The 22674-nt window shown below is 59.2% G+C and carries 21 protein-coding genes; 14 read left to right on the top strand and 7 right to left on the bottom strand.

Annotated features, from left to right (window positions below):
* From ACIREA_RS06800 to ACIREA_RS06780, 5 genes are all read left to right on the top strand, one after another.
* The coding region (locus tag ACIREA_RS06800; protein ID WP_397381509.1) for an autotransporter-associated beta strand repeat-containing protein at positions 1 to 872 on the top strand (872 nt) is incomplete at its 5' end.
* Positions 873 to 1093: 221 nt separating this feature from the next.
* Positions 1094 to 2647: a Gfo/Idh/MocA family protein gene (locus tag ACIREA_RS06795; RefSeq protein ID WP_397381508.1), complete on the top strand. Its 1554-nt coding sequence runs from the start codon at positions 1094 to 1096 to the stop codon at positions 2645 to 2647.
* Positions 2648 to 2748: 101 nt separating this feature from the next.
* The gene (locus ACIREA_RS06790; RefSeq protein WP_397381507.1) at positions 2749 to 3111 is read left to right on the top strand and encodes a DUF4870 domain-containing protein; all 363 of its coding nucleotides are present in this window, start codon (positions 2749 to 2751) and stop codon (positions 3109 to 3111) included.
* Positions 3112 to 3177: 66 nt separating this feature from the next.
* Complete coding sequence (locus ACIREA_RS06785; RefSeq protein ID WP_397381506.1) at positions 3178 to 3678, top strand: hypothetical protein; 501 nt, start codon at positions 3178 to 3180, stop codon at positions 3676 to 3678.
* Between the two features lie 11 nt (positions 3679 to 3689).
* Positions 3690 to 5411, top strand: a complete 1722-nt coding sequence (locus ACIREA_RS06780; protein ID WP_397381505.1) for a prenyltransferase/squalene oxidase repeat-containing protein — start codon at positions 3690 to 3692, stop codon at positions 5409 to 5411.
* Position 5412: 1 nt separating this feature from the next.
* Here the strand turns inward: ACIREA_RS06780 and ACIREA_RS06775 are convergent, their stop codons facing one another.
* The 3 genes from ACIREA_RS06775 to ACIREA_RS06765 all read right to left on the bottom strand — a co-directional run bounded on the left by ACIREA_RS06775 (position 5413) and on the right by ACIREA_RS06765 (position 13355).
* Positions 5413 to 10395 (bottom strand): DNA repair ATPase, encoded by a 4983-nt coding sequence (locus tag ACIREA_RS06775; protein ID WP_397381504.1) that lies wholly within the window; start codon positions 10393 to 10395, stop codon positions 5413 to 5415.
* A gap of 182 nt (positions 10396 to 10577) precedes the next feature.
* Positions 10578 to 12665: a flotillin family protein gene (locus ACIREA_RS06770; protein ID WP_397381503.1), complete on the bottom strand. Its 2088-nt coding sequence runs from the start codon at positions 12663 to 12665 to the stop codon at positions 10578 to 10580.
* 27 nt (positions 12666 to 12692) lie between these two features.
* Positions 12693 to 13355: a hypothetical protein gene (locus ACIREA_RS06765; protein WP_397381502.1), complete on the bottom strand. Its 663-nt coding sequence runs from the start codon at positions 13353 to 13355 to the stop codon at positions 12693 to 12695.
* Between the two features lie 355 nt (positions 13356 to 13710).
* Between ACIREA_RS06765 and ACIREA_RS06760 the strand changes: the two genes are divergently transcribed.
* The gene (locus tag ACIREA_RS06760; protein WP_397381501.1) at positions 13711 to 13953 is read left to right on the top strand and encodes a DNA-binding protein; all 243 of its coding nucleotides are present in this window, start codon (positions 13711 to 13713) and stop codon (positions 13951 to 13953) included.
* Positions 13954 to 14037: 84 nt separating this feature from the next.
* Here ACIREA_RS06760 and ACIREA_RS06755 read toward each other — a convergent pair whose 3' ends face one another.
* Both ACIREA_RS06755 and upp read right to left on the bottom strand, forming a co-directional pair.
* The gene (locus tag ACIREA_RS06755) at positions 14038 to 14964 is read right to left on the bottom strand and encodes a metallophosphoesterase family protein (RefSeq protein ID WP_397381500.1); all 927 of its coding nucleotides are present in this window, start codon (positions 14962 to 14964) and stop codon (positions 14038 to 14040) included.
* A 54-nt stretch (positions 14965 to 15018) separates the two neighbouring features.
* A complete protein-coding gene (upp, locus tag ACIREA_RS06750) occupies positions 15019 to 15705 on the bottom strand; it encodes a uracil phosphoribosyltransferase (protein ID WP_397381499.1) in 687 nt (228 codons plus the stop codon).
* Positions 15706 to 15719: 14 nt separating this feature from the next.
* On the opposite strand from upp, the gene ACIREA_RS06745 reads away from it, so the two are divergent.
* Positions 15720 to 16208, top strand: a complete 489-nt coding sequence (locus ACIREA_RS06745) for a hypothetical protein (protein WP_397381498.1) — start codon at positions 15720 to 15722, stop codon at positions 16206 to 16208.
* An 11-nt stretch (positions 16209 to 16219) separates the two neighbouring features.
* Positions 16220 to 16774 (top strand): hypothetical protein, encoded by a 555-nt coding sequence (locus ACIREA_RS06740; protein WP_397381497.1) that lies wholly within the window; start codon positions 16220 to 16222, stop codon positions 16772 to 16774.
* Positions 16775 to 16790: 16 nt separating this feature from the next.
* Here ACIREA_RS06740 and ACIREA_RS06735 read toward each other — a convergent pair whose 3' ends face one another.
* Positions 16791 to 17444 carry a DedA family protein gene (locus ACIREA_RS06735; protein ID WP_397381510.1) on the bottom strand — a complete coding sequence of 218 codons (654 nt, stop codon included), beginning with the start codon at positions 17442 to 17444 and terminating at the stop codon, positions 16791 to 16793.
* Positions 17445 to 17574: 130 nt separating this feature from the next.
* Entirely contained in the window at positions 17575 to 18351 is a 777-nt protein-coding gene (locus ACIREA_RS06730; RefSeq protein ID WP_397381496.1) for a hypothetical protein, read from the bottom strand.
* Positions 18352 to 18480: 129 nt separating this feature from the next.
* Here ACIREA_RS06730 and ACIREA_RS06725 point away from each other — a divergent pair, with 129 nt between their 5' ends.
* The 6 genes from ACIREA_RS06725 to ACIREA_RS06700 all read left to right on the top strand — a co-directional run.
* Entirely contained in the window at positions 18481 to 18966 is a 486-nt protein-coding gene (locus ACIREA_RS06725) for a phage regulatory CII family protein (protein WP_397381495.1), read from the top strand.
* A 21-nt stretch (positions 18967 to 18987) separates the two neighbouring features.
* Complete coding sequence (locus tag ACIREA_RS06720; protein ID WP_397381494.1) at positions 18988 to 19350, top strand: cupin domain-containing protein; 363 nt, start codon at positions 18988 to 18990, stop codon at positions 19348 to 19350.
* A gap of 477 nt (positions 19351 to 19827) precedes the next feature.
* Positions 19828 to 20082: an acyl carrier protein gene (locus tag ACIREA_RS06715; protein ID WP_397381493.1), complete on the top strand. Its 255-nt coding sequence runs from the start codon at positions 19828 to 19830 to the stop codon at positions 20080 to 20082.
* 64 nt (positions 20083 to 20146) lie between these two features.
* Complete coding sequence (locus ACIREA_RS06710) at positions 20147 to 21328, top strand: acyl-CoA dehydrogenase family protein (protein WP_397381492.1); 1182 nt, start codon at positions 20147 to 20149, stop codon at positions 21326 to 21328.
* Between the two features lie 3 nt (positions 21329 to 21331).
* Positions 21332 to 22267, top strand: a complete 936-nt coding sequence (locus ACIREA_RS06705; RefSeq protein WP_397381491.1) for an amino acid--[acyl-carrier-protein] ligase — start codon at positions 21332 to 21334, stop codon at positions 22265 to 22267.
* Positions 22264 to 22674, top strand: a 411-nt coding sequence (locus tag ACIREA_RS06700) for a DUF1839 family protein (RefSeq protein ID WP_397381490.1), incomplete at its 3' end; no start/stop codon positions are given. The genes ACIREA_RS06705 and ACIREA_RS06700, both read left to right, overlap by 4 nt.

Below are 22674 nucleotides of genomic sequence, written 5' to 3'. Positions count from 1 at the left end.
GTGAGATCAGTGGTGCCATCGTGGACAACAGTGGTACCAACACCACCGGGGTGACGAAGAACGGTACTGGCACCTGGGTGCTCAGTGGCACCAACACCTATACGGGTGCGACCACGGTCAACGGCGGCACCCTTCAGGTGGGTGCCAGCGGTGCGGGCAGCATTGGCAACAGTGCGGTCACGGTCAACAGCACTGCGACTCTTTCGGGTTCTGGCAGCATTGCAGGCAGCACGGTGATCGGCAGTGGAGGTGTTCTTGCGCCAGGCGACGGTGATCCAGACACGAGCAACGCCACCCTGACCTTCAGCGCCGCCACCACCTCCCTGACAGTGGCTGACACCGGATCAATCCATCTGAGCCTGAGCACGGCCGATTCGACCGACACGAGCTTTGCTGCGTGGTTCCATGCCAACCCAAGCGGAACGGCTGCAGAATATGTCACCAGTGTTGGCGGGATAGCCAACACGGGGTCCGGCACCAGCTGGAACGACAACCACTCGGGCAGCCATGACTTCATCTCGGCCGCAGGCACGATGGTTCTTGGCAGCACGAACACCAACGACAAGCGGGTGGTGGTGTCCTTGAACAATCTCACCGGGGTGACTTATGGCAGTGTCTTCAATCTCATGGACTGGAGCACCCTGGGCCTGACGCATGACGACAGCGCTCTTTCCGCCATGGGCGCGTTCAGTGTGGCGAACAACCTGCAACTGCAGGACATTTCCACCATTTCCCCCGGACTTGCCTGGGATACCAGCCTCTTTGACAGCTATGGCATCATTGTCGTGGTCCCAGAGCCAGGCCGGATTCTGTTCCTGATGCTCGGTTTGCTGGGACTTCTGGCACGCCGTCGCCGCCGGGCTGTTGCTTGATCTTGCGGAGCTAAACCACGCAAAAGTCATCCATCCAGGGCGGTCCGCCCGGCAGTTGCTATGAATCGGAGGTCTGCCGAATCACAAACGGCGGGGGATTGGGCATAAACGGCGGGGAATGAAAGGAAAGGTTGTCTTTTCACGGACGTTTTGGCTAGGCTTAACGTATTCCATGCCGCGCTTTTCAGGTGCGGCTGCGCCTGATTCCAACTCTTCATTCCATGCAAACAAAACAAAACCAAACCACCCGCCGAACCTTCCTTCGCGGCACTGTGGCCGGCGCCGCCGGTCTCGTCGCATCCCGAGCCTTCTCCGCACCGCTGGGTGCCAATGGTGACGTTCGTGTCGCGGTCATCGGATTTAACGGACGTGGCGCAGGCCACATCAAGAGCCTGGAGGAAATCCCGGGCGTGCGCATCGTCGCTCTCTGCGACGTGGATGCCAATGTGCTCGCAAAGGGCGTGGCAAGCCAGGCCAAGAAAAACAACACCGTCACGGCTTACTCCGACTACCGGAAGCTCATGCTGGACCCTGAGGTGGACGCCGTGACCATCGCCACGCCGAACCACACGCATACACTCATCGCCATGACAGCCATGCAGCATGGCAAGCATGTGTACGTGGAGAAACCCGTTTGTCACAACATCTGGGAAGGCCGGCAGCTTTTGAACGCGGCCGAGAAGGTCGCCAAGAAGGGACTCGTGGTGCAGCATGGCATGCAGCGCCGTTCCAGCCCCGGCTGGGCGGAGGCCATGGCCTGGGTCAAGGAAGGCCACATCGGCAAGGTGACGCTGTCCCGTGGTGTGAACTACAAGTCGCGCATTTCCACCGGCAAAGTGGCGGAGGCGATCCAGCCCAAGGACGGGATGATCAAGGGAACCTTCCACGACCTGCGCAACGTCAAGACCGACCCCGCTGGAGCGCCGCAAGAAGTGGATGTGGACTACAAGCTGTGGGCAGGCCCACGAGGCATGCAGCCGGTGCACCGTTCGCAGTTCCACTATGACTGGCACTGGCAGTGGGCTTTCGGCAATGGCGACATCGGCAACCAAGGGCCACATCAGACGGACGTGGGCCGCTGGGCACTGGGAGATCCCGAGCTGCTGCCCAAGCGCGTGATGAGCTTTGGCGGACGCTGGGGCTACAAGGATGATGGCGAGACCGCCAACAATCAGATGGCTTTCTGGGCCTATGAGCCCGCGCCGCTGCTGTTTGACAACCGTGGTCTTCCTCTGAAGGACATGGACTGGAAGCTGGAGCCCGTTTTCCGCGTGAATGGCAAGACCGCCGCTGCGCGCGTCGGCAACGTCATCCATTGCGAAGGCGGGTACGTCATTGAGGCCAAGGCTTATGACAAAGAAGGCCAGGCCATCAAGAAGTTCGAGAACTTCAATGACGGTGCTGACCACATGCTCAACTTCATCAACTCGGTGCGTGCCGGCAAGATCATCAACCCGAACCTGCACGTCTCCCACGGTTTCCACGCTGCTTCGCTGGCCCATCTGGCGAACATCTCCTACCGCCTGGGCAAGGCTGCGAACGTCGCGGAGGTGCAGGAGCGCCTCAAGAATGATAAGGCCGGCCTGGAGACGCTGGAGCACTTCGTGAAGAATCTCGAGGACAATAAGATCGACCTCAACGTGGACAAGATCAGTGCCGGCCCCTGGCTGGAGTTTGATCCCGTCTCCGAGAAGTTCACGGGTGAGTTCGCCGACGAAGCGAACAAGCTGGCCACAGAGAACTATGTGGAGGAATTCAAGCTGCCGGAAGTCTAGACGGCCGGAGAACTTCGAATTTGCTGCTTTGCGCGGAGCCGGGAAACCGGCTCCGCGTTTGTAATGGGCGGCGTTCTGCTTTGGAGTAGCTTCTGGGTGTCATGGAAACACCCACTTCACCTCCCGCGCTGCCGTATTCAGCCGTCACTCAGGATGAAAAAACCCTGGGCATCGTCATGCATGTGCTTTGTCTGGTCGGTTTTCCCATTTTGGGTCCGCTCATCGTCTGGCTGGTCAAAAAGGATCAAAGCAGCTACATCGACCTGCAGGGGCGGGAATTGCTGAACTTCCAGCTCAGTTTCCTGGTGTATGGTTTTCTGTCCTTTTTGCTCTGCTTCATTCTTATCGGCATTCCGCTCTTGATTGGAGTGGGGGTGGCCACCGTCGTGCTCACCATCATCGGCATCGTGAATGCTTCGGAAGGAAAGATTTATCGGTTCCCGCTGACGATTCGCCTGCTGTGAGGCAAAACGGTTGCGACTTCTGTGCCGTGGTGGTAGCTGAGCCCCCCGTTTCCACCCCCATTCCAGATGCGACCCAACCAACTTCTTCAAGCCATCGGTGCCGAGCTGCGCATGCAGATCATGACCTACATGCAGACCGATCAGCGCGCTGCATACAAGGCTGTCATTGATTCGCTCGCTCCGGCCAAGCGTCTTCGTCCTGCTTTCATTCTGGAGAAGTCCCGTGCCAAGCAGGCCGAGTGGCTGCTGGAGCAGCTCAATACGAAGTCGAACGAAGAAGTGACGGCGCAGATCTTCCAGATCTGGCTGCTCAAAGGTCAGCCGCAGATGCTTATTACTTTCCTCGATGCGGCGCAGATCGCGCATGATGGCAAAGGTGAAGTGACCGAACTTCCCGAGGTGATTGAGGACGACAAGGCTGAAGCTGCGGTGACCGCCTTGCTCGCGGCGTATCCTGCCAAGCAGGTCGCCTTGTATTTGTACATGTTCCAGCAGCAGCGTGAAGGTGGCTGGATCTCGCTCACCAAGGCCATCGATGCCCGCCCTGAGCTGAAGCTCGAGGCCTGAGATTTTCTGCCATGATGGACGCCCTCGACAGCGCCATCGCCAATACGCAGGCGCATCTGGATGCCCTGCGCAATGCGAGCGGCCACTGGGAAGGGCGGCTGTCCAGCAGCGCGCTTTCGACCGCGACGGCCATCGTCGCGCTGGCGCTGGTGGATCGTGACAAGCATGCGGTGCACATCGCTGCCGGGGCGCAGTGGTTGTGTGATCATCAGAACGCCGATGGAGGCTGGGGCGATACGACGCTGAGCAAGAGCAACCTTTCGACGACGCTCTTGTGCTGGAGTGCGCTGCACCTCGTGGGGATGCGGACTTCGCCAACCGTTGAAGCTGCCAACGGGTGTATCATCGCTCAAGTCGGTTCGCTTGAGCCTGTGGCCATCGCGAAGGCGGTGGTGTCCCGCTATGGCAAGGACAAAACTTTCTCCGTGCCTATTCTCATGCTTTGCGCCTTGTGCGGCACTTTGGGGGAGAAGCCATGGAAGCATGTCATTGCGCTGCCGTTTGAGCTTGCTGCGTTGCCACGCACCTGGTTTGGGGCGGTGGGGCTGCCGGTGGTGAGCTATGCTTTGCCGGCGCTGATCGCCATTGGTTACACGCGGTTTAAGAACAAGCCGCCGGCGTGGTGGAATCCGCTGAGGTGGCTGCGTGCGCTGACGTGGTCGCGCATCCGGCCGATGCTCAAGGTGCTGCAACCGAGCAGCGGGGGGTATCTGGAGGCGACGCCACTGACGAGTTTTGTCACCATGGCGCTGGCTGGTGGAGGGCAGCTGGATCATCCGTGCCTGCCGCTGGCGGTGGATTTCCTGGTGCGCTCCAAGCGGGAGGATGGGAGCTGGCCCATTGATACTAATCTGGCGACGTGGGGAACGACATTGTCGCTGCGGAGTTCGGACGTTAGCGCGCCACCGATTTCATGGCTGCTGGCGCAGCAGTATCGCGAAGTTCACCCTTTTACCAATGCGCCGCCGGGGGGCTGGGCGTGGACGGATTTGCCTGGTGGAGTACCTGATGCGGATGACACTTCGAGTGCGCTGATCGCGCTGAAGAAGATCGGGCATTCCTGCGATGAGGCGATTCAGCAGGGGATCACCTGGCTCCTTGATTTGCAAAATCGCGACGGGGGCATTCCCACGTTTTGCCGTGGCTGGGGCACGCTGCCGTTTGACCGTAGCACGCCGGAGATCACGGCGCATGCCTTGTGCGCGTGGTGGGTGTGGAGAGATGCAGCGCCGCAAGTTTTGAAGAAACGCATCGACCAAGGAACGCGACAGGCGCTCGCCTATTTGAAGCGGGTGCAGTTGTCAGATGGTTCCTGGATTCCGTTGTGGTTTGGCAATGAGCACACGCCGGACGAAAACAATCCGGTCTATGGCACGGCGCAGGTGGTCAATCATCTGAGTGGCAGCGAGCAGCTAGCCAGCAAGTTTGTAGCGTTGATTCAGAGCGGTTGCCAATACTTGCGCAGCGCCCGGAAAGCCGATGGCTCGTTTGGCGGAGATGCCAATGCGCCTGCGAGCATTGAGGAGACGGCTGTGGCTTTGCATGCTTTGAGTGGTGAAGAGCAAGACATGATGGCCAGCGTGCAATGGCTTATCACGGCCACGGAGAACGGCACTCGTTTTCCGACGGCGCCTATTGGTCTCTACTTTGCGAGGCTGTGGTATCATGAGCAGCTTTATCCTGTGGTTTGGACACTGGGAGCGCTGCGGGTGGCCAAGAAGAGGCTGAGTTGATTTATTCCTGCTCGACGGTGCTGGAGACATCCACGGGTGACTCGCCTGCGACTTCTTTTTCGACGGGCTGCACGCGGATCTCGACGTTTACGGGGACGGCACGGAGGCCTTCGATGATGCGCTGGAGGCGTTCGATGGTGACATCGGAAAGAGTCGGTTTGCTCACGGCCTGCTCGATCTTTTCCAGACCGACGGTGAAGGCATTCATGTGGCCGGTGATGCGGTTGATGGGATCGTTTTCGCCTGCGCCACCTGTGAGGAGATTGCGTCTGAAGGTGCTCTTAATCTCGGTCCAGCGGATGACATCGGCCTCGGTGGAGAGGGTATTAATCTCGCGCCATTTGAGGAGGTTGGATTCTGCCGCCTGGCTGAGGGTTTGCGCTTCCCCGCGATAGTGATCGGCGATGAGGCTGGCGACTTCGGCATCGGTCATGAGCGGGAGGATTTTCTCCGCTATCTTGTTCATGTTGCGGTAGCTGCCCTGGAGCTTGAAGGGTGGCTCGGTGCGGTAGGCGTCCTCCATGGCGGCGCTGCGCACGTATTCCTGATTCACGCGCAGGATGATCTCGCGCACGTGCAGGAGTTTTTCCATGACGGCGACGGCTTCGTTGATCTCTTCGGCGCTGTAGCTGCCTTCAAACTCGACGCCTTCGCGGGTGCCGGTTTGGGCGACCTTCAAGACGGCGAGCGCATCGGCATGGCTGCGTGCGGCAATGCGCGCGAGCGTGGCGTTGCTGGTGAGGCTGTTTTCGATGTAGCTGTCTTTGAAAACTTCCTGATGGCCGCCGAGGATGTCGCCGAGATTGTAGGTGTCGGCGCGGTTTGCCAGCATGTCCGGCACTTGGAATTTGCCGCCGACTTCGGTGTAGGGATTGCCCGCCATGACGACTGCGACCTTGCGGCCGCGCAGATCGTAGGTTTTGGCCTCGCCTTTGAACACGCCTTCGATCTTGCGGGTGCCATCGCAGAGGGAGATGAACTTTTGCAGAAACTCGGGGTTCGTGTGCTGGATGTCATCGACGTAGATCATGACGTTGTCGCCCATCTCGAAGGCGAGGTTGAGCTTTTCAACTTCCTCACGTGCGCTGGCGTTGGCGGCCTCTGCGGGATCCAGTGAGGTGACCTTGTGGCCGAGAGCGGGGCCGTTGATCTTCACCAGCGTGATGCCGAGACGGCTGGCGACGTATTCCATGAGCGTCGTTTTGCCGTAACCGGGCGGTGAGATGAGCAGCAGCATGCCCATGCGGTCGGTGCGCGTGTCCTTGCCTGCGGCACCGAGCTGTTTCGCGAGGTTGGCGCCGATGAGCGGGAGATAGACCTGATCGATGAGGCGGTTGCGCACGAAGGAGCTGAGCACGCCGGCTTTGAACTGATCGAGCCGCAGTTCGCGGCGACGGGTGTCGGCGAGGCGATGCTTGAGCAACTGGAAGGCTTCAAACGCAGGCACGACCTCGGCTTCGTAGCGTTGCAGGCGCGAGGTGAACTCGTGGTAGTTGAGTTCGAGCTTTGCGTCTGCGATGCGGGCATGGGTGCCGATCAAGCCGGTGATGGTGACGTGGGAGGTGGGCTCGGTGGGGATCGCGGCTGGAGGTTGATCGTTGGTCACGACCATGGCTGCGGTTTCGATCAGCACGCCAGGGGCAGCAGTGGGGTTCAGCGCCGTGATCCATTCCAAAGCGATTTCGAATGCGAGCAGGGGCTGAGCGGTGAGGGAGGTGAGGGTTTCCTCGAAATCTTTTGTGGCGTGTTTGACGGTGAGTTCGCGGTGGAAGGAGCGCAGGAGTTCGGTGGCGGCGGCGGAGCGTGTGAAGGGATGCTTGGATTGGAGTTCGTCGAGCAGGCAGGCAGTGATTTGATGTGACGAAGCTTGCACCAGCGTGTTGCCCATTAAGCTTTTTAAATGCTTCGCGAGTTCGTCATCGACGGATGCATTCGAGATGCCGAGGAGATCGCGCATGCGACCCTTGGACTGCATGCGGGCCAGGAGAGCTTTCTTGGAGTCGTCTTCTGGCCAAGCATGCCAGAACAGGCGGGCGTAGCCGCGGGCGGCGGGTGAGTGGCGGAGGAGGCCTAGGGCCTGCTGCATCTCGCGGAGGGGGTTTAGCAGCAGCGCGGCGTCGTGATCGTGCACGCCTTTGGTGTAGCCTTCGTGATAGCGCTGAGCCATGAACGTGGCCACGTCATCGCCTGCGCCGGCCTTGAGCATCTGCCAGGCGAGGTATTCGGCGCGATAGACATCGGCATTTTCGGAGACGACGGCCTGATCCCACACGCTGCGCTGCGTCGCGAGTTCAGGGTTTTCGACGGTCTCATAAAAACGCGTGCCGGTGAGGTGGAAGGCAAGGCCGTTTTCACGAGGGAGAATCGTGAGCTCCAGCGGCTGCTTGTTCACGCTGAACTGATGCTGTCCGAGCTGGATGAGATCGCCGCCAGCGACAAAAATTTCCGACTTGTCGCGGATCTGCTTGATGGAATCTTGCTGGACGGTCTTGAGGCGGGTTTGCAGTTCGTCGGCGCGGACGCTGTCGCCGAGCTTGCGCAGTTCTTCGATGAGATCGCGCAGCTTGGCGACCATGGCATCTGCGGCGAGCCAGGCGTGGACCTCCTCGGGCTTGGCGAAGTTCGCGAGGCGGTTGCGGATGCTGGTGAGAATGCGTTCGGCGGACTGGCCGAGGCTGCCGCAGCGGCGGTTCAAGGCATCGCTGAGACTCTGGCGGCGTGACTCGAAGGCGGTCTGCACTTCCTCGCGCTTCTTGATCAGCTCGGCGGCGTAGTCGTCGAAGTCGGAGAAGCGAGTCTCCATTTCCTCGATCTGCACGAGCACGCGGGTGAGGGATTCATCGCACTTCTCAGGTGTAGTGGCGACTTCGAGGTAGTTCAGCACGCTCTGGCTGAGCAGGCTGAGCTGGGCCTGGAATTGTGCTGCGCCTTCGGTCTTGGCGAGGTCATTGCGGCGGTTGCGCAGGACGCTGCGGACTTGGTTGAGCTGAGCGAAAAGCGTGGAGATGCCTTCGATGATGCGCGTGGTCTCGGTGGCGTCTTCGATCTTGAGGCCACTGACGATGGCGGTGAGCATTTCCAGCTCGCTGCTGGATTTGGCGAGGGCTTCTTCGACGGCCTGGGCTTCGTTGACTTTGGCCAGTGCAGGTACACGGGCCTGCTGCTCGGAGATCTGTTTGCGGTAGGGGTCCAGAGACTCCGGCTTAAGCAGGAAGGTGACGCAGCGGGCGGAGAGCTTGTCTGCTCCTTCCGCCACCGCCTTGTCCATGCGGTCGATCTCGGCGGCGTCAGTGTAGCGTACATCGCGCAGGGCGATGATCTGGCCGCGCAGTTCACGCAAAGAGGTGAGGAGATGGACGAAGCCGAGGATGTCGGTGGGATCGGTGTTGGCGGCGGAGTTGAGCGCCTTCTGGGATTTCTCCTGCAGCGTGTGGGTTTGATCCGCTGCCGTCTTGCGCATGCGGCTGACTTTTTCAAACTCGCCCAGCGCGGCTTCAGCGGTGCTCTTGATTTCAACGAGGATGCTCTTGAGATCGTGAGTCTCTTCGCGGCCGACCCAAAAGTAGCTGTCGGCAATGTCGCCGCATGAGCGGGCGAGCTCGACATAAAGACCTGAGAAGGAATCGTCCTTCGCGAGCAGTGTCAGCACGCCATGGCACTCGGCCATGGCGCGGACGATTTCGGCGTTGCCGATCTTGCTCAGAAAAGTCTGCGAGGCTTTTGCGGCGCTGACATCGGTGGAAACAAACGGCGTGCGCCAGACCTGGATGACGTGGTGTTTACGCGGCTCTTCATCAGCCGAAAAGAGCACGAGTTCACCGCTCGGGAAAAGGCTGAAGCCATGGCAGGGCTGCGGCGTGGCGACGCTCTGCGTGATGAGATTGTAGCTGAGCAGCAGGTACGAGCCGCTTTCGAGATGGCTGAAGACAAACAGCGTGTCCTCGCCGTTTGCAGCGGCGATGCGTTTTTCAAACCGCATGGGCGGCAGGCCGGTTTCAAAGCGTTTTACTTCGCCGGTTTGCAGTACATAGCCATGGGGGAAGAGTATGCCGTGATCGTCCGGCAGGAGTACGCAGCTCTCCGCAATGCTGTCGATGCGATGCGCCTGGCGTGTGCGTTCATTGAAGACGAGATGGCGCCAGATTTTTTCCTGATAGGGCAGGACTTTGAGAAGGATGAGATTGCCAACGATGGCGTAGTGCACCTCCGCGTCGTCGAGAGTCTGGTCCTTGTTTTCGACAGGATCGCTGTAGATGCCGCGGCCGGTGTCGGTGTTGTTTTCCACCTTCACGGTGAGGTCGCCGCCGATGGTCTCGACGAAAACGCGGTCCTCGATGCTGATGTGCGGGTGAGTGCCGTGGATGTACATGTCCCGCGTGGCGCGCTTCCACGCAAACTCCTGCGGTGTGGGGAAGACGAATTCGTGGTCGCTGCGGTTGCCGAGGTACTTGAGCGTGCCGTGGTCATCGTCCACGAGCCACTTGAAGGCTTTCACCTCGGTGGCGCGCTGGCCCACCTGAAAGCCCAGGTAAAGATGCGGGCCGATGCGGTGGAACTTCAGGAAGGAGGCGTGCTTGTAGTAGTTGTAGAGGTAGGCGAAGTCCTCGACGAACTGGGGATCGCTGAGCAGGCCGTCCTTGTTGGGATGAAAGCTGTGGTCCGACGTGTGATAATCGTAGACCGCGAACACGTCCTCGATGCGCATGGTGCTGCGCAGACCGAGGTGGACGTTGTAACCAAACAGGAAGCGGTGCGGGCCGATGGCGGCGAGGTCGCGCGGCAGGCAGTTGTTTTCTGTCGTGAGGCGTGACGTGGCCAGCAGCGCTGTCTCAATGCCGCCGAACTCCGCCTTGCGGTCGGCGTTCAGCAGATCCAGCCGACGCTGCAATTCGGAGCCGTGCTTGTTGAGACGCTGACGAATGACTTCGTAAGCGCCGGCTTCGAGCTGCGGGGAGGGTTGGGGAGATGGAGGCGCTTCGGGCATCGGGTGTTAGCGGCAGGAGCACTGCATCCTATTCGTGTGAGCGACTTGAGATGCGCCTGTTCTCTGGAGTTTTTCGCGGGCAGGGGGACTTCGGAAAGCGCCAGAGGACTGGCGCACTCCAAGACGCTGGTGCGAGGCTGTGAATTCCGCGTGTGTCGAACGCATGTGCTAGATGAGCGGATTTATGCCTTCTTCGCCGCCTTGGCTGCGAGGAGGCCGCTGACGGTTTGCTCGGTGAGGCCGAAGCGGGAGGCGGCGCCGATCATGCCGGTGAGTTTGTCCAAGGTGGTGGCGTCGGGGTTGAGGCCGATCAGTTTGCCGAAGAGGGCGCTGAGGGTGAGGTTCTTCGTGTCTTCGGAGGTGAGGCCGAACTGATCGATGATGTTTTTGAGCTGGGATTTGAAGTAGTCGGGATCGCCGGTGAAGAAGGTTTCCTTCACGTCGGTGAGGGTGCGGCTGCCTTCGACCATGCGGTCGATGGCACGTGCGTTGCCGATGGCGTTGGTGATCTTGTCGAAGAACTGGCTTTCGCCGCCGATGATTTCGATCTTGGCGGACTTCATGGCCTCGCCAAGCACGTTGGCCTGGGCGGCGGCGATGTCTTTCTGAATGTTGATCTGCGCGAGCTCGATGGCTTTTTCCTTTTCGAGCGTGAGCTTGAACTCTTCGTGTTCGCGTCCGGCGTTTTCGAGAAGCTTCATGGCCTGCGCCTTCTTGGTGATGCCATCGGCTTCCGCAGCGAGTTTGAGCTGCGTGACTTCGGCATCTGCGGTGCCCTGCTTCTGTGAAGCCTCGGCCTTGGCAAGCAGGACCTGGGCTTCTCCGAGGCCGATGGCGGCGGAGCTGGCGGTGCGACCTTCGGCGAGGGACTTCTCGGCGGCGGCATCCTTGGAGGCGGACTCCTGCCGGGCTTCTGCAAGCGTGAGCAATTCCTGAGCGTGAAGCTCGGCAGCCTGCTTGGAAGCGTCGGCGGCTTTGATGGTGGTGAAGGCTGACTGCTCAGCGGCAAGCTGGGCGGATTGTTTGGAGGCTTCGGCCTCTTTGATTTTTTGAATGAGCTGCTCCTGGGCGTTTTTCTCGGCGTTGGTGAGCGCGACCTGCTTCTCGCGGTCGGCGGTGGCGAAGGCTTCGGCATCCTTCATCTTCTGCTGCTCGATGACGACAGTTTTTTCGAGAGCCACGCGGTCTTTGATGACTTCCTGGATGTTCTTTTTCTCCACTTCGACGGCCTTTTCCTTCTCGATGGCTTTGAGCGTGGTGACGCGCTCGCGGTCGATGATTTCGAGATCGCGATCACGGGTGACGCGCTCGACTTCGACGGCGTCGGTGCGCTCCTTGTTGCGCTGGGCGACGAGGACCTGGCGATCTTTGTTCTGGGTCGCGACGGCGATTTCTTCGTCGGCGCTGATCCGGGCGCGCTCAGATTTCAGGCGTTCTTCTTCCTGGACCTTCATCGTCTCGGCCGTTTCGCGGGCACGGACGCTTTCGACATCGCGCTTCTGCTTCGACTCGGTTTCGGCCAGCTGGCGCTCGAGTTCGAGGATGGCTTCACGGGCCTGAACGTCCTGCTGCTTGATGACTTTTTCTTTGTCGCGCTGGATGTTGTTGGAGAGCTTGGCCTGGATGGCGGTGAGCTCGGTGATTTTCTTGATGCCTTCGGCGTCGAGGATGTTGTCGGGATCGAGGTTCTCGAGCTGCGTTTGTTCGAGGAAGTCGATGGCGCAGTCGTCAAGGGTGAATCCGTTCAGGTCGGTGCCGATGACTTTGAGGATCTCGCTCTTGAAATGATCGCGCTCATTGTAGAGCTGCACGAATTCGAAGCGTTTGCCCACGGTCTTGAGGGCTTCGGAAAACTTGGCGTCAAACAGCACGCGGATGGTGTCCACAGTGCTGGCGCGGGTGCAGCCGATGCTCTGGGCCACGCGGAGCACATCCTCCGGTGTCTTGTTCACGCGGACGAAGAAAGCGACCTTGATGTCGGCGCGGAGGTTGTCTTTGCAGATGAGGCCTTCCTGAGCTTTGCGCTCGATCTCGATGCGCTTGACCGAGATGTCCATGTACTCGGACTGATGGGCCACGGGGATGACGATCATGCCGTTGAAGGTCACCTTGGTGCCGCCAATGCCGTTGCGGACGATTGCCTGGCCCTGCTGCACCTTGCGGAAGAAGCGCGAGAATAGAATCAGGATGCCGAGAAAGATGCCGATGATGATGACTCCGACAAGAAGGCTGCCTTCCAGCAGGAGAGCGAGGGGTAGGGATGAGGTCATGAGCGAGTTGGGTGAAAAGGTGGTGGGTTAGTTCTGGGGAGCGGGTTCGATCAGGTAAAAAATATTGTCGGGGCCGGCGGAGATGACTTTGGCCGAGTCGCCGCGTTTCAGCGGTGTGACTCCCGGCTCAGTGCGGACATTGATGAGCAGCGGAACGCTGGCGGTGGTGATTTCAAGCTGACCGTAGGAGGCATCCGCTTCCGTGGAGGTGATGACGCCGGTGCGTCCGATGACCTCCTCGGCTTCGGAGTCGGCATCTCCCATGGCTTTGAAGAGTTTGGCGACGGGGAGGGTGACGAGCTTGGTCACGATGAGGCTGCCGAGGAGGTTGGGCAGGAGGAGCCAGATGGCCTGCAACAGGCTGCCAGCCTGGTTGTACCATTCGTTCAGCGCCAGCGAGCCAAACCAGAGAAAGAGGACCATGAAACTGAGCCAGACCATGAGGGGCACCTGCGAGAAGCCGAGGAAACGACCCGCCGAGAGCCAGGCGCCGCCGGTGCTCATGCCGAGAGCGTTTGAGGAGCCTGCACCGTGGTGGGCATCGCCGTCTGTGCCCAGATCGTCTGGGAGATCAGCCTCGAAATCCAGCGCGCCAAGCAGGACCAGAAGCCAGTAGCAGACGACCAGTGTCAGCAGCAGCGTCAGCAAAAGCTGGTGTGGCAGGATGGCGGCTTGGAAGAGTTCGAACACGTTGGGAGAGTTGGCGGAAAGGTGATGTGCGATATAAGCAACTGACCCGAGGCGAGGCGATTACAATTTTGCAGATCGTCTTCAATGCAATTAGACGAGCCTAGTTGCGCGTGCCTGAGGGGTTAAATAAATTCCTGATCGCCGGGGTGGGGGAGGATTGAAAAGCTGAGCCTCGGAATGTTCGCACGGGAGATTTTGGCGGCCGAGGAAGGAAGGCAGGGTGCGCGAAAGGCGGCTTTGAGGTCGTGATATGAGCCGTGAGAAGGATTGACAAGCCCGGCGCTGCTCCTAGAATCGGCATCGAATTCACCCAGAACAAAGTACAGCGAATCGTCAGTCAGTGGAGGTTACCGGCATGAGGAACACAGAATTTGAAGACGAACGGCGTCCGCCCAATCCGCCCCTGCATTCCGAAAAAATCGTCACGGATCGGAAGATTTTTTTCCTCGATCTCAAGGAGAATGATCGCGGCAAGTTCATCAAGATCACCGAGGACGTTCGCGGCCGCCGTGACACGATCATACTGCCGATCGACGCCGCGCAGGAGTTCCTGGACGCCATGATGCGGACTGTGGATGCTGCGAGTGTGGATGAGTGAGGCCGCTGGGCCGGAATGAAAGACTGGAGACGCTCGACTTGCAGGCAGGAGTGCCCGCACCACTGCCAGACAGGTCTTGATGCGTCACACGAACCTGATCACATGCTTTTGCCCGTGCTCCTCATGCGCGGGATTGAGCGCGCGGAGTTCGAATTCGGCGCGCTCTGAATTGATGCGGGCGATGACCCAGCCGTTCGGGCGTTTGGGGTCGAAGGTGTAGGCGACGGGCGGGAGATTGATGAGAGGAAGGCCGGTCTTCTCGTGCTTCGTTTTCAGCCAGTTGTGCGTGTGGCCGTAGATGTAGCCCTGCACTTTGGGATAGGCGGCGAGGAGGTCGAAGAGGGCATCACTGTCCTGCAGGCAGCTGCCTTTCTTCTTGTCGTCCATGCTGGTCTGCATGGGATTGTGATGCGCGACGATGAAGGTGGGCTTGTTGGGCGCGTTGCGCAGTTCACGCTCGATCCACACGAGCTGGGGTTCGCCCAGCATGCCGGGGGTTTTGTTCACGAGGTCGAGGGAGTCGAGCAGGATCCAGTTCACCTGGGCGCTGGTGACGGTGGCGACGTGCTTGTCCGGCACGTTCATGGGGCGCTCGGCATTGGGCGGCGGCGGGCCGATGATGGCGTTGAGGAAGTTGTTGCGGTGGTCGTGGTTGCCGAGGGTGCAGTGAATCTGAATGGACTGCTCGCGCAGTGCCTGAATGCAGTGGGTGAAGGTGACGTAGTCTTCCGTCTTGCCTTCGAGGTAGGCGCAGTCGCCGTTGACGATGAGGCCAAAGGGCTTCTGGCCGATCTTGAGGACCTGATTGGCGCAGCGGCGCAGATTTTCCGCCATGCAGGCGCCGCGTGCGACGAGCGCCTCGTCCTCGGCGATGTGGGGGTCGGAAAACAGGACCCAGGTCTGTTCTGGAATCTCAAGCGCGGGAAGCTGCGTGGCGAGGGCGCCCAGAGCAGCGGCGGTGCCGTGCTGCAAAAAGTTGCGGCGGGTGAGAGGGGGGAAGGTGATTGGCATGGGAAGGAATGAAACGCTGCTTAAGGGCCGGATCGTGCGAACAGGAAGCAAACTTCAGGTGCCGAAATAGCGGTCTCCAGCATCGCCGAGGCCGGGGACAATGTAGCATTTGTCGTTGAGGCCGGCGTCGATGGCGGCGGTGACGATGGCCACATCGGGATGGGAGAGTTGCATCGCCGCAAGTCCTTCAGGGCAGGTCACCACACAGATCATGGTGATGCGCATGGCTCCGGCTTCCTTGAGCTGGCGTGCGGCCTCGCAGGCGCTGCCGCCGGTGGCGAGCATGGGATCCAGCAGGAACACATCTGCAGTGGAAAGGCTGGCGGGCAGATTTGCATAGTAGGCATGCGGCAGGGCGGTTTCCTCATTTCGCCTGATGCCCACATGGGCGACGACGGCGTCCGGTACGAGCGGCAGGATGCCATCCAGCAAACCCAGGCCGGCGCGCAAGATGGGCACGCAGACCAGCGGGCGTGCCAGCTGTGCGCCCACGGTTTGTTTCAGCGGAGTCTGCACGCTGATCTCCTGCACCGGCAGCTCACGGGTGGCTTCGAGGAAGAGAAGGCGCGCGAGGTGGTTGAGATGCCGCCGAAATTCATGCGATGGCGTGCCGACAGCACGGATGGCGGCGAGATGGCACTGTGCCAAAGGATGCTGAACGACGACAACGGGCTGCATGCCGGGCATTCTGCCGCGTTTGCCCGTGCTGGCAAAGTTTTCCACCACCGGGTTGACGGTCATGATACCCTGCAGGCATGAAAACACGATTCTGTGTGCCTGCGCTGCTCGCTCTTTCACTGGTCGCTTGTGACAGCGCACCGAGAGGGGACGGTTCGAGTTATTACTATCCGTCTGCCAACCGCCCGGAAGCCGTACCGCGCAGCAGCCCCAGCCAGAGCATTGCCAGCATGGCGGGCAGCAGCGGAGCTCCCGTGCCACGTGGTGGGTATGCACCGGGTTCCGGACCGACGGCGATGCCGCAGGGGAACCAGTTCATGTACCAGCAGAATGTGTCAGGCCCCTTTGGCAGCCGCAGTTCGAGCGGTGTGATCAATGCATACGGCGGGGTGCAGAGTTATCAGACCATTGGCAACATGCCGGTCTATCCCGGCATGGCGGTTCCGTACAACAACCAGCGCTACAACAGCAGGATGCCCACGAAGCCGATTTTTGTGCCCGGGGTCGGCGGTGCTCCCGGCTACTACATGAACCCGAGCACGGGGGCGCGGGTGCCAGGGCCGTGAAAAGAGAAGCTATGAAACATTCAGTCATCCAAGTGGGAGCAGGATCCAGAGGAATGTGGTTCATTTGGGTGCTGGGCCTGTACACACTCTGTTCGCTCCAATTAAATGCTGCGAAGCAAGCGACAGATAACAGCACTGCCGAAGCCTTGGCCGGCGTGGTTGCAGATGAAAAAGCCCTTCCGACAGCGCGTTTGGATGCGCTGAAGGCATTATTCAGCAAGCACTTCAAGCCTCAGGGGACGCTGGCAGAAACCGCCGGCTTTTTCAAACATTGCCGATGGATCAAGAAAGAGGACTGGCAGGTCCTTTACGGTTTTGCTGGCTCGTGGCCATTTGAAGGGACGAGCCCCGCTTCAGCGACGTCACCTAGGACCCAACTGGTGGCGGTACGCATGAATCCCCCAGGCTTCGATGTTCCAAATATGGTTTGGCTGGGTTTCCCTCAGGGCGAAAAGATTACCGAGCCAGAGATCGAGATGATCTTGTCCGGAAAATGTCCTGAGCGGTTGGCAAAGATCCATCTGTTGGATGGCTCTTTTGAATACCACTTGAACAATCAAGAGTGATGCTGCTCAACGGCTGTCAGGATTTGTCAGCTTCTTTCTGCGCCCGTTTGGCCTCTGCTTTGTGTTTGAGCACTTCAAACACGATGGGCAGCATGGAGACGACGATGATGAGAACGAAGACCAGCTTGAGGTTGTTTTTGATGATCGGGATGCTGCCGAGGAAGTAGCCTGCGATGCTGAAGCTGAGCACCCAGACCAAGCCACCGCCGAGGCTGTAGACTAGGAAGCGGCGGTAATCCATGCGGCCAAAGCCGGCGGTGAAGGGTGCAAAGGTGCGGACGATGGGCACGAAGCGCGCGAGGATGATGGCCTTGCCGCCGTGCTTGACGAAGAAGGCCTCGGTCTTGGCGAGGTAGTCGCGCTTGAACCAGCGCTGGTTGACGATCCAGCCGCCTGCTTTGCGGCCGATCCAGTAGTTCAGGTTGTCACCGATGATGGCGGCGCACATGAGCAGCGGAATGATGAGTTCGATGCGGATGAGCCCCTGGGCAGACAGAGCGCCCACGGCAAACAGAAGTGAATCTCCCGGCAGAAAGGGCATGATCACCAGACCGGTCTCGCAAAAGATGATCGCAAACAGCAGCCCGTAAATGAGCGCACCATGATCCTGCGCGAAGGTTTGCAGGTGTTTGTCGATGTGCAGGGCGAAATCGAGAAGCTGGGAGATCATGGGCGGCGAATCTCCGGCGTCAGAGCGGGGCGGCAAACGAAAAGTCATGCCGATCCCGACAGGTTCACAAAAAAGCCGGGGCGTGATGCCCCGGCTTTGCTGGATGGGTACTGTCGATTCGTTCGGTGGCTTATTTCAGCTCAGCCGTGACCACTTTTTTGCCCTCGAATTTGAGCCCTTCCACTTTGCTGAACTGCACCGCTGCGTCAGCGATGCTGATTCCGTTGTTCGTCGCTTCCGCGAAGCTGGCAAAGTTATCGGATTTCTCCATGAGCTTGTCTAAGTCCATGTCCATGAAGCTGATCGTGCCATCGCTCAGATAGGCCGCGTCAGAGCTGGTGATACCCTCGGCACCCTTTATCTCCACGACCATGTGCAGGCCGGCCAGTATCGGCTTCATCATCCCGAGCTGCCCCTTCATCATGGCGAGTTTTTCCGGGGTCATTTGTGGCTTCGGCACAGCAGCACGGCCACCGCCGCGCTTTTTGTCCACTTCAGGATTGGTGATGGTGAGGGAGGCACCGTTTAGCGCAAAGGTCATCGGCTCCGTCGGGTTTTCCTGCTCCGGCTCAAACGGCACGTATTTCAGCTTCGTCAAATCAGCGACGGCGAAGACCACTTTCACCCCGCTTTTACCATCGGCAGTCTTCATTTCCTCACGAGATTTGACGGTCACGCCCTCACCAAGTTTCTTCGCACGTGCCGCGGCTTTTTCCTCGGTCATGACGAGGCTCCTGAACTGTCCGCCCTGCTCGCCCTCCACCATCGACGCCAGTTGAGCACCCAGAACAATGTTCTCTTCGATGATGGCCGTGCCGTTTTTGTTGACGGTAATCGTGGACTTGATTTCCAGGCAGGAGGTCAGCAGCAAAGCGACCGCCGCGAGGATGAGGGATGAGATTTTCATGAGGTCGGCAGATTACGCGTGTGGAATTTTCTTCTACAAGCGCAAAGAGCAAGGCTGCGTGACATTTGCCATGGCAGAACGGCAAGGATGCTGCTTGCCAAATGGTTCACTTTCTGAAACAAGTCAGGCATGGACTCCCATGAAGTGATCAGCAAGGCCGTCGAGCAAACCAGCTTCAAAGAGGTGGCAGCGCAGATGGGCGTTTCCCTCTCGCTCGCTTACAAGTGGTCCCAGCCGGACGAGCAGCAGGGCAGCGGCACCTCCAATCCGCTGGATCGCGTGCGCCAGCTGTTTGAGATCACCAAGGATCCGCAGCTCATCCAGTGGCTCTGCCACAAGGCGAACGGGGTCTTTGTGCAGAATCCCATCAGCGGAGGTCCGCGCGGCATGGAGCTGATGCCTGCCACGCAGGAAATCGTCCAGCAGTTTGCCGATCTCCTCACGGCCATCAGCAAGGCGGCTTCTGACAACCACATCAACGCCAAGGAGGCGGAACACATTCGGGGTGTGTGGGATGAGCTGAAACGTTTCACCGAAGGCTTCGTCCGCCTGTGTGAGAAGGGCGATTTTGCCCACCTCGTGGATGAAATCAAAACGCATCAGGGTCACAGATAACGAGCCTGATTGTTGCAAGCCATGGCCACCACTGGTCCGCTGCTGATCCGCCACGAGGGCCACACGCCACGTGAGCGCAGCACGTGTGGCTGGCGGGATCGCTTGATCAGCCGTGAAGATGCGGGCCTGTCTCCTGCTGCCTGGGCGCATGCGGTGGACATCGACGGCGCGAAGCTCCACTACCACAAACGCTCCACGGAACTCTACTACGTCCTCGATGGCGGTGGCACTGTGGTGCTGGACGGCATCGAACAGCCTGTGAGTCAGGGTTCGCTTGTACACATCCCGCCCGGCGTCGTGCATGGTGCGCGTGGGAAGATGCGCGTCCTCGTCGTTGGCATCCCGGACATCGCGGAGGATGATTATTTCGAGGTGGCTCAATAAAACGTACGCGCAGTCAGAGGGACTGGGCCGATTGGTATGGAAACCGCTCTTTTTTTGCCATGGCACTGCTTCTACTTTTTGTCGCCCGGCTTTGCCTCATGTCGCCCATGCAGCTTAGCATGCAACTCAGCGACGACGATTGGATGGCTCTCTATGCCGTCCTTTCCATTTCGGTTGCCCTTCTGATCAGTCACAAGGTTCACATGCTGACCGGGCGCTGAATCACTTGGCCCTTTGGCCGAGGGATTGTTCTTTTCAAGTGAGTCGTCACAAGGCCTTGAAAATCAAGGTGATGAGAGAGGGATGGTGGAAATCGTGGACCAGAGTTGCACCATCCCTTAGAACGTAAAACGCAAAGGATAAACCTAGGCGGCTAAAGAAATGGATGATAAAGACTCGGGAATAGATAAAATTAATTGGACCAATTTGCATTTTCTATGTTTATTATAATCATAAACATTTAGTCTATTTATCATTATGAGCGAGAACGAACGCAACACTCTGGTGCCTGACATCCGTGAAGTCCTTGCCCAGCATGGCCGGTTCCCCGTGGAGAATCTGACTGAGGCTGATGACCTTTATAATGCTGGCCTGACGTCTTTGGCGACGGTGGCGGTGATGCTGGCGCTGGAAGACAAGTTCAATGTCGAGTTCCCTGACAACCTGATCGGTCGCCGCACTTTCAAGAGCATCGAATCCATCGCGGAGGCGATTACGAAGCTCGCGGCCTAGGCCCGAGCGGCGATGTGCCCCAGCTGTTCAAGCCCGTACGAATCCCCACCCCCAATCCAATCCTGTGAGCACTCTTTGCAGCACCGAAGTCGATTTTGACGAACTTTTGAAGGAGGTGCATGCGCTGGGCAAATCGGTGCTCCGAGTTCATGCGGCGGATGTGGACAAGGAGGCGCGCTTTCCGAAAGAGTCGATCGATGCCATGCGCGAGGCGCGCCTGCTGAGCGCGTATGTTCCTGAAGAGTATGGCGGCATGGGCTTGAACCTCGTGCAGGTCGCGAAGATCTGCGAGACTCTGGGTCAGTACTGCGGCTCGTCAGCCATGATTTATGCGATGCACAAGATTCAGGTGGCCTGCCTCGTGCATCATGCCCAGCAGTCGGAATTTTTCTGTGACTACCTGCGGCTGCTGGTGGAGGAGCAGCGCCTGATGGCCTCTGCGACGACGGAGATCGGCACTGGCGGAGATCTGCGCTCCAGCATCTGTGCGGTGGAAGTCACGGGGGATCAGTTCAAACTCACGAAGAAAGCCCCGGTCATTTCCTACGGTGACTTTGCGGACGAGATGCTGGTGACCTGCCGCAGCGCACCGAATGCGCCGGCGAATGAGCAGGTGCACGTGATGGTGCGCAAAGGAGAGTACACCACCGTGCCGCTTTCGACCTGGGACACCATGGGTTTCCGCGGCACCTGCAGCTCAGGCTTTGAACTGACAGCCACAGGCAACGCGGAGCAGATCATTCCGCAGCCTTTCAATGAGATTCTAGGGCAGACGATGCACCCCTACTCGCACATCGTGTGGGGCGCGCTGTGGTCGGGCATTGCGATGGATGCAGTGAACCAGGCCCGCGCCTTTGTGCGTGCTGAGGCGCGCAAGACACCCGGTGAAACACCCATCTCGGCCATCCGTCTCGGTGAGGTCGATCAAGTGCTGCAAGTGATGAGGAACAATGTGACGGCCATGGCCCGTGAGTACGACGAACTGCGCAGTCGCGACTGCCCGGGAGTGTTTGAAGAGTTTGGCTTTTCCATCCGCACGAACAATCTGAAGCTGTCGACCTCGCAGCAGTTTGTGGACATCGTCGGCCGTGCGATGCTGATCTGCGGCATCTCGGGTTATCGCAACGATTCTAAATTCAGCATCGCCCGCCATCTGCGGGATGCCTATGGCGCGGCACTGATGGTCAACAACGACCGCATTTTGAAACTGAACGCCACAATGCTGATGGTTCACAAGGAAGGCTGATTTATGACGTGCACCTCGACCGCAACTCTCCCCATCACCGAGGCCTATCAGGCGTTTCTCGACCAGGTCACTGAGGCCGGGCTGCTCGTGCCGCTTGGCGTGCGCGGTGTCTATGGTTACAACGGTGTGTTTGAAGGCGTGCTGCAGAGCTTTGACCGTCTGATCACACGACGCGCAGCGCACTTTCAGGCGGATGTTTTGCGGTTGCCCGGGGTGCTGAGCCGCGAGCACTATTTGAAGACGAGCCACATAGAGAACTTCCCGGATCTGATGGGTTCCGTGCACAGTTTCATGGGGCGCGATCGCGAACATGTGGGGATGCTGACAAAGCGCGAGAGCGGTGAGGAGTGGACCCAGGACCTCGTTCCGAGCGCCTTGATGCTGACACCCGCATGCTGCTACCCGCTGTATCCCACAGTGACTGGTACGCTGTCGAGCGAGGGCAAGACGGCGGATCTATTCTCGCAGGTGTTCCGGCATGAGCCTTCAATTGATCCATGCCGCCTGCAAATTTTCCGGCAGCGCGAGTTCGTCCGCATTGGCACTGCCGAGCAGGCGCTGGAGCATCGCAAACAATGGATCGAGCTGGGCCGGGACATTCTGGCGGAGGTCGGACTCGGCGTGGAGATCGTGGTCGCCAATGATCCGTTTTTTGGGCGTGGTGGACGTGTGATGGCGGCATCGCAGAAGGATCAGGACTTGAAGCACGAGTTTACCTTTGCCGTGGCCTCAAATGAAAAGCCGACGGCGATCGCCTCGACCAACTGCCACATGGATTACTTCGGCAAAGCCTTCGACATCAAGCAGGCGAACGGTGAGGCCGCGCATTCAGCATGCATTGGTTTTGGGATGGAACGCGTCACGCTGGCCTTGTTCAAGCATCATGGATTCGATCCTGACCGCTGGCCGTATGAGGTGAAAAACGCCTTGGAACTATGAGCCGGCCGTTTCCAGCACTTGATCCACAAACCTACACGCGCCATCGCCTGCACACGCAGGAGCGCGAGTGGGCGGAGACGAACTGCTACGTCGATGTGTGGATCGAAGTCCTCCACGCCCGTGGATTTGAGCCGATAGCGGCCCTGCCGTTCACGCTGGGCATCGACTTTGAGGGCGACCAGTGGACTTTTTTCAAATACCAGCTGGAAGATTTGTATGAGCTCTATGCGCTCGATGTGCAGGAGCTGGCGATCTACCGGCCGCTGACGGCGCACATCGAGGAGCAGTTGTCGCTTGGGAGACCGCTGCTCGTTGAACTGGACTCATTTTATCTGCCCGACACGGCTGGCAGCGCCTACCAGCTGGAGCATGTCAAAACGACAGTGGCCATTGCGGAGATCGACACG

It is taken from the genome of Prosthecobacter sp. (assembly GCF_044373815.1).
Classification (GTDB): domain Bacteria; phylum Verrucomicrobiota; class Verrucomicrobiia; order Verrucomicrobiales; family Verrucomicrobiaceae; genus Prosthecobacter.
Note: the sequence above shows the minus strand (reverse complement) of the source record. Positions and strands in the feature narration are given on the sequence as shown.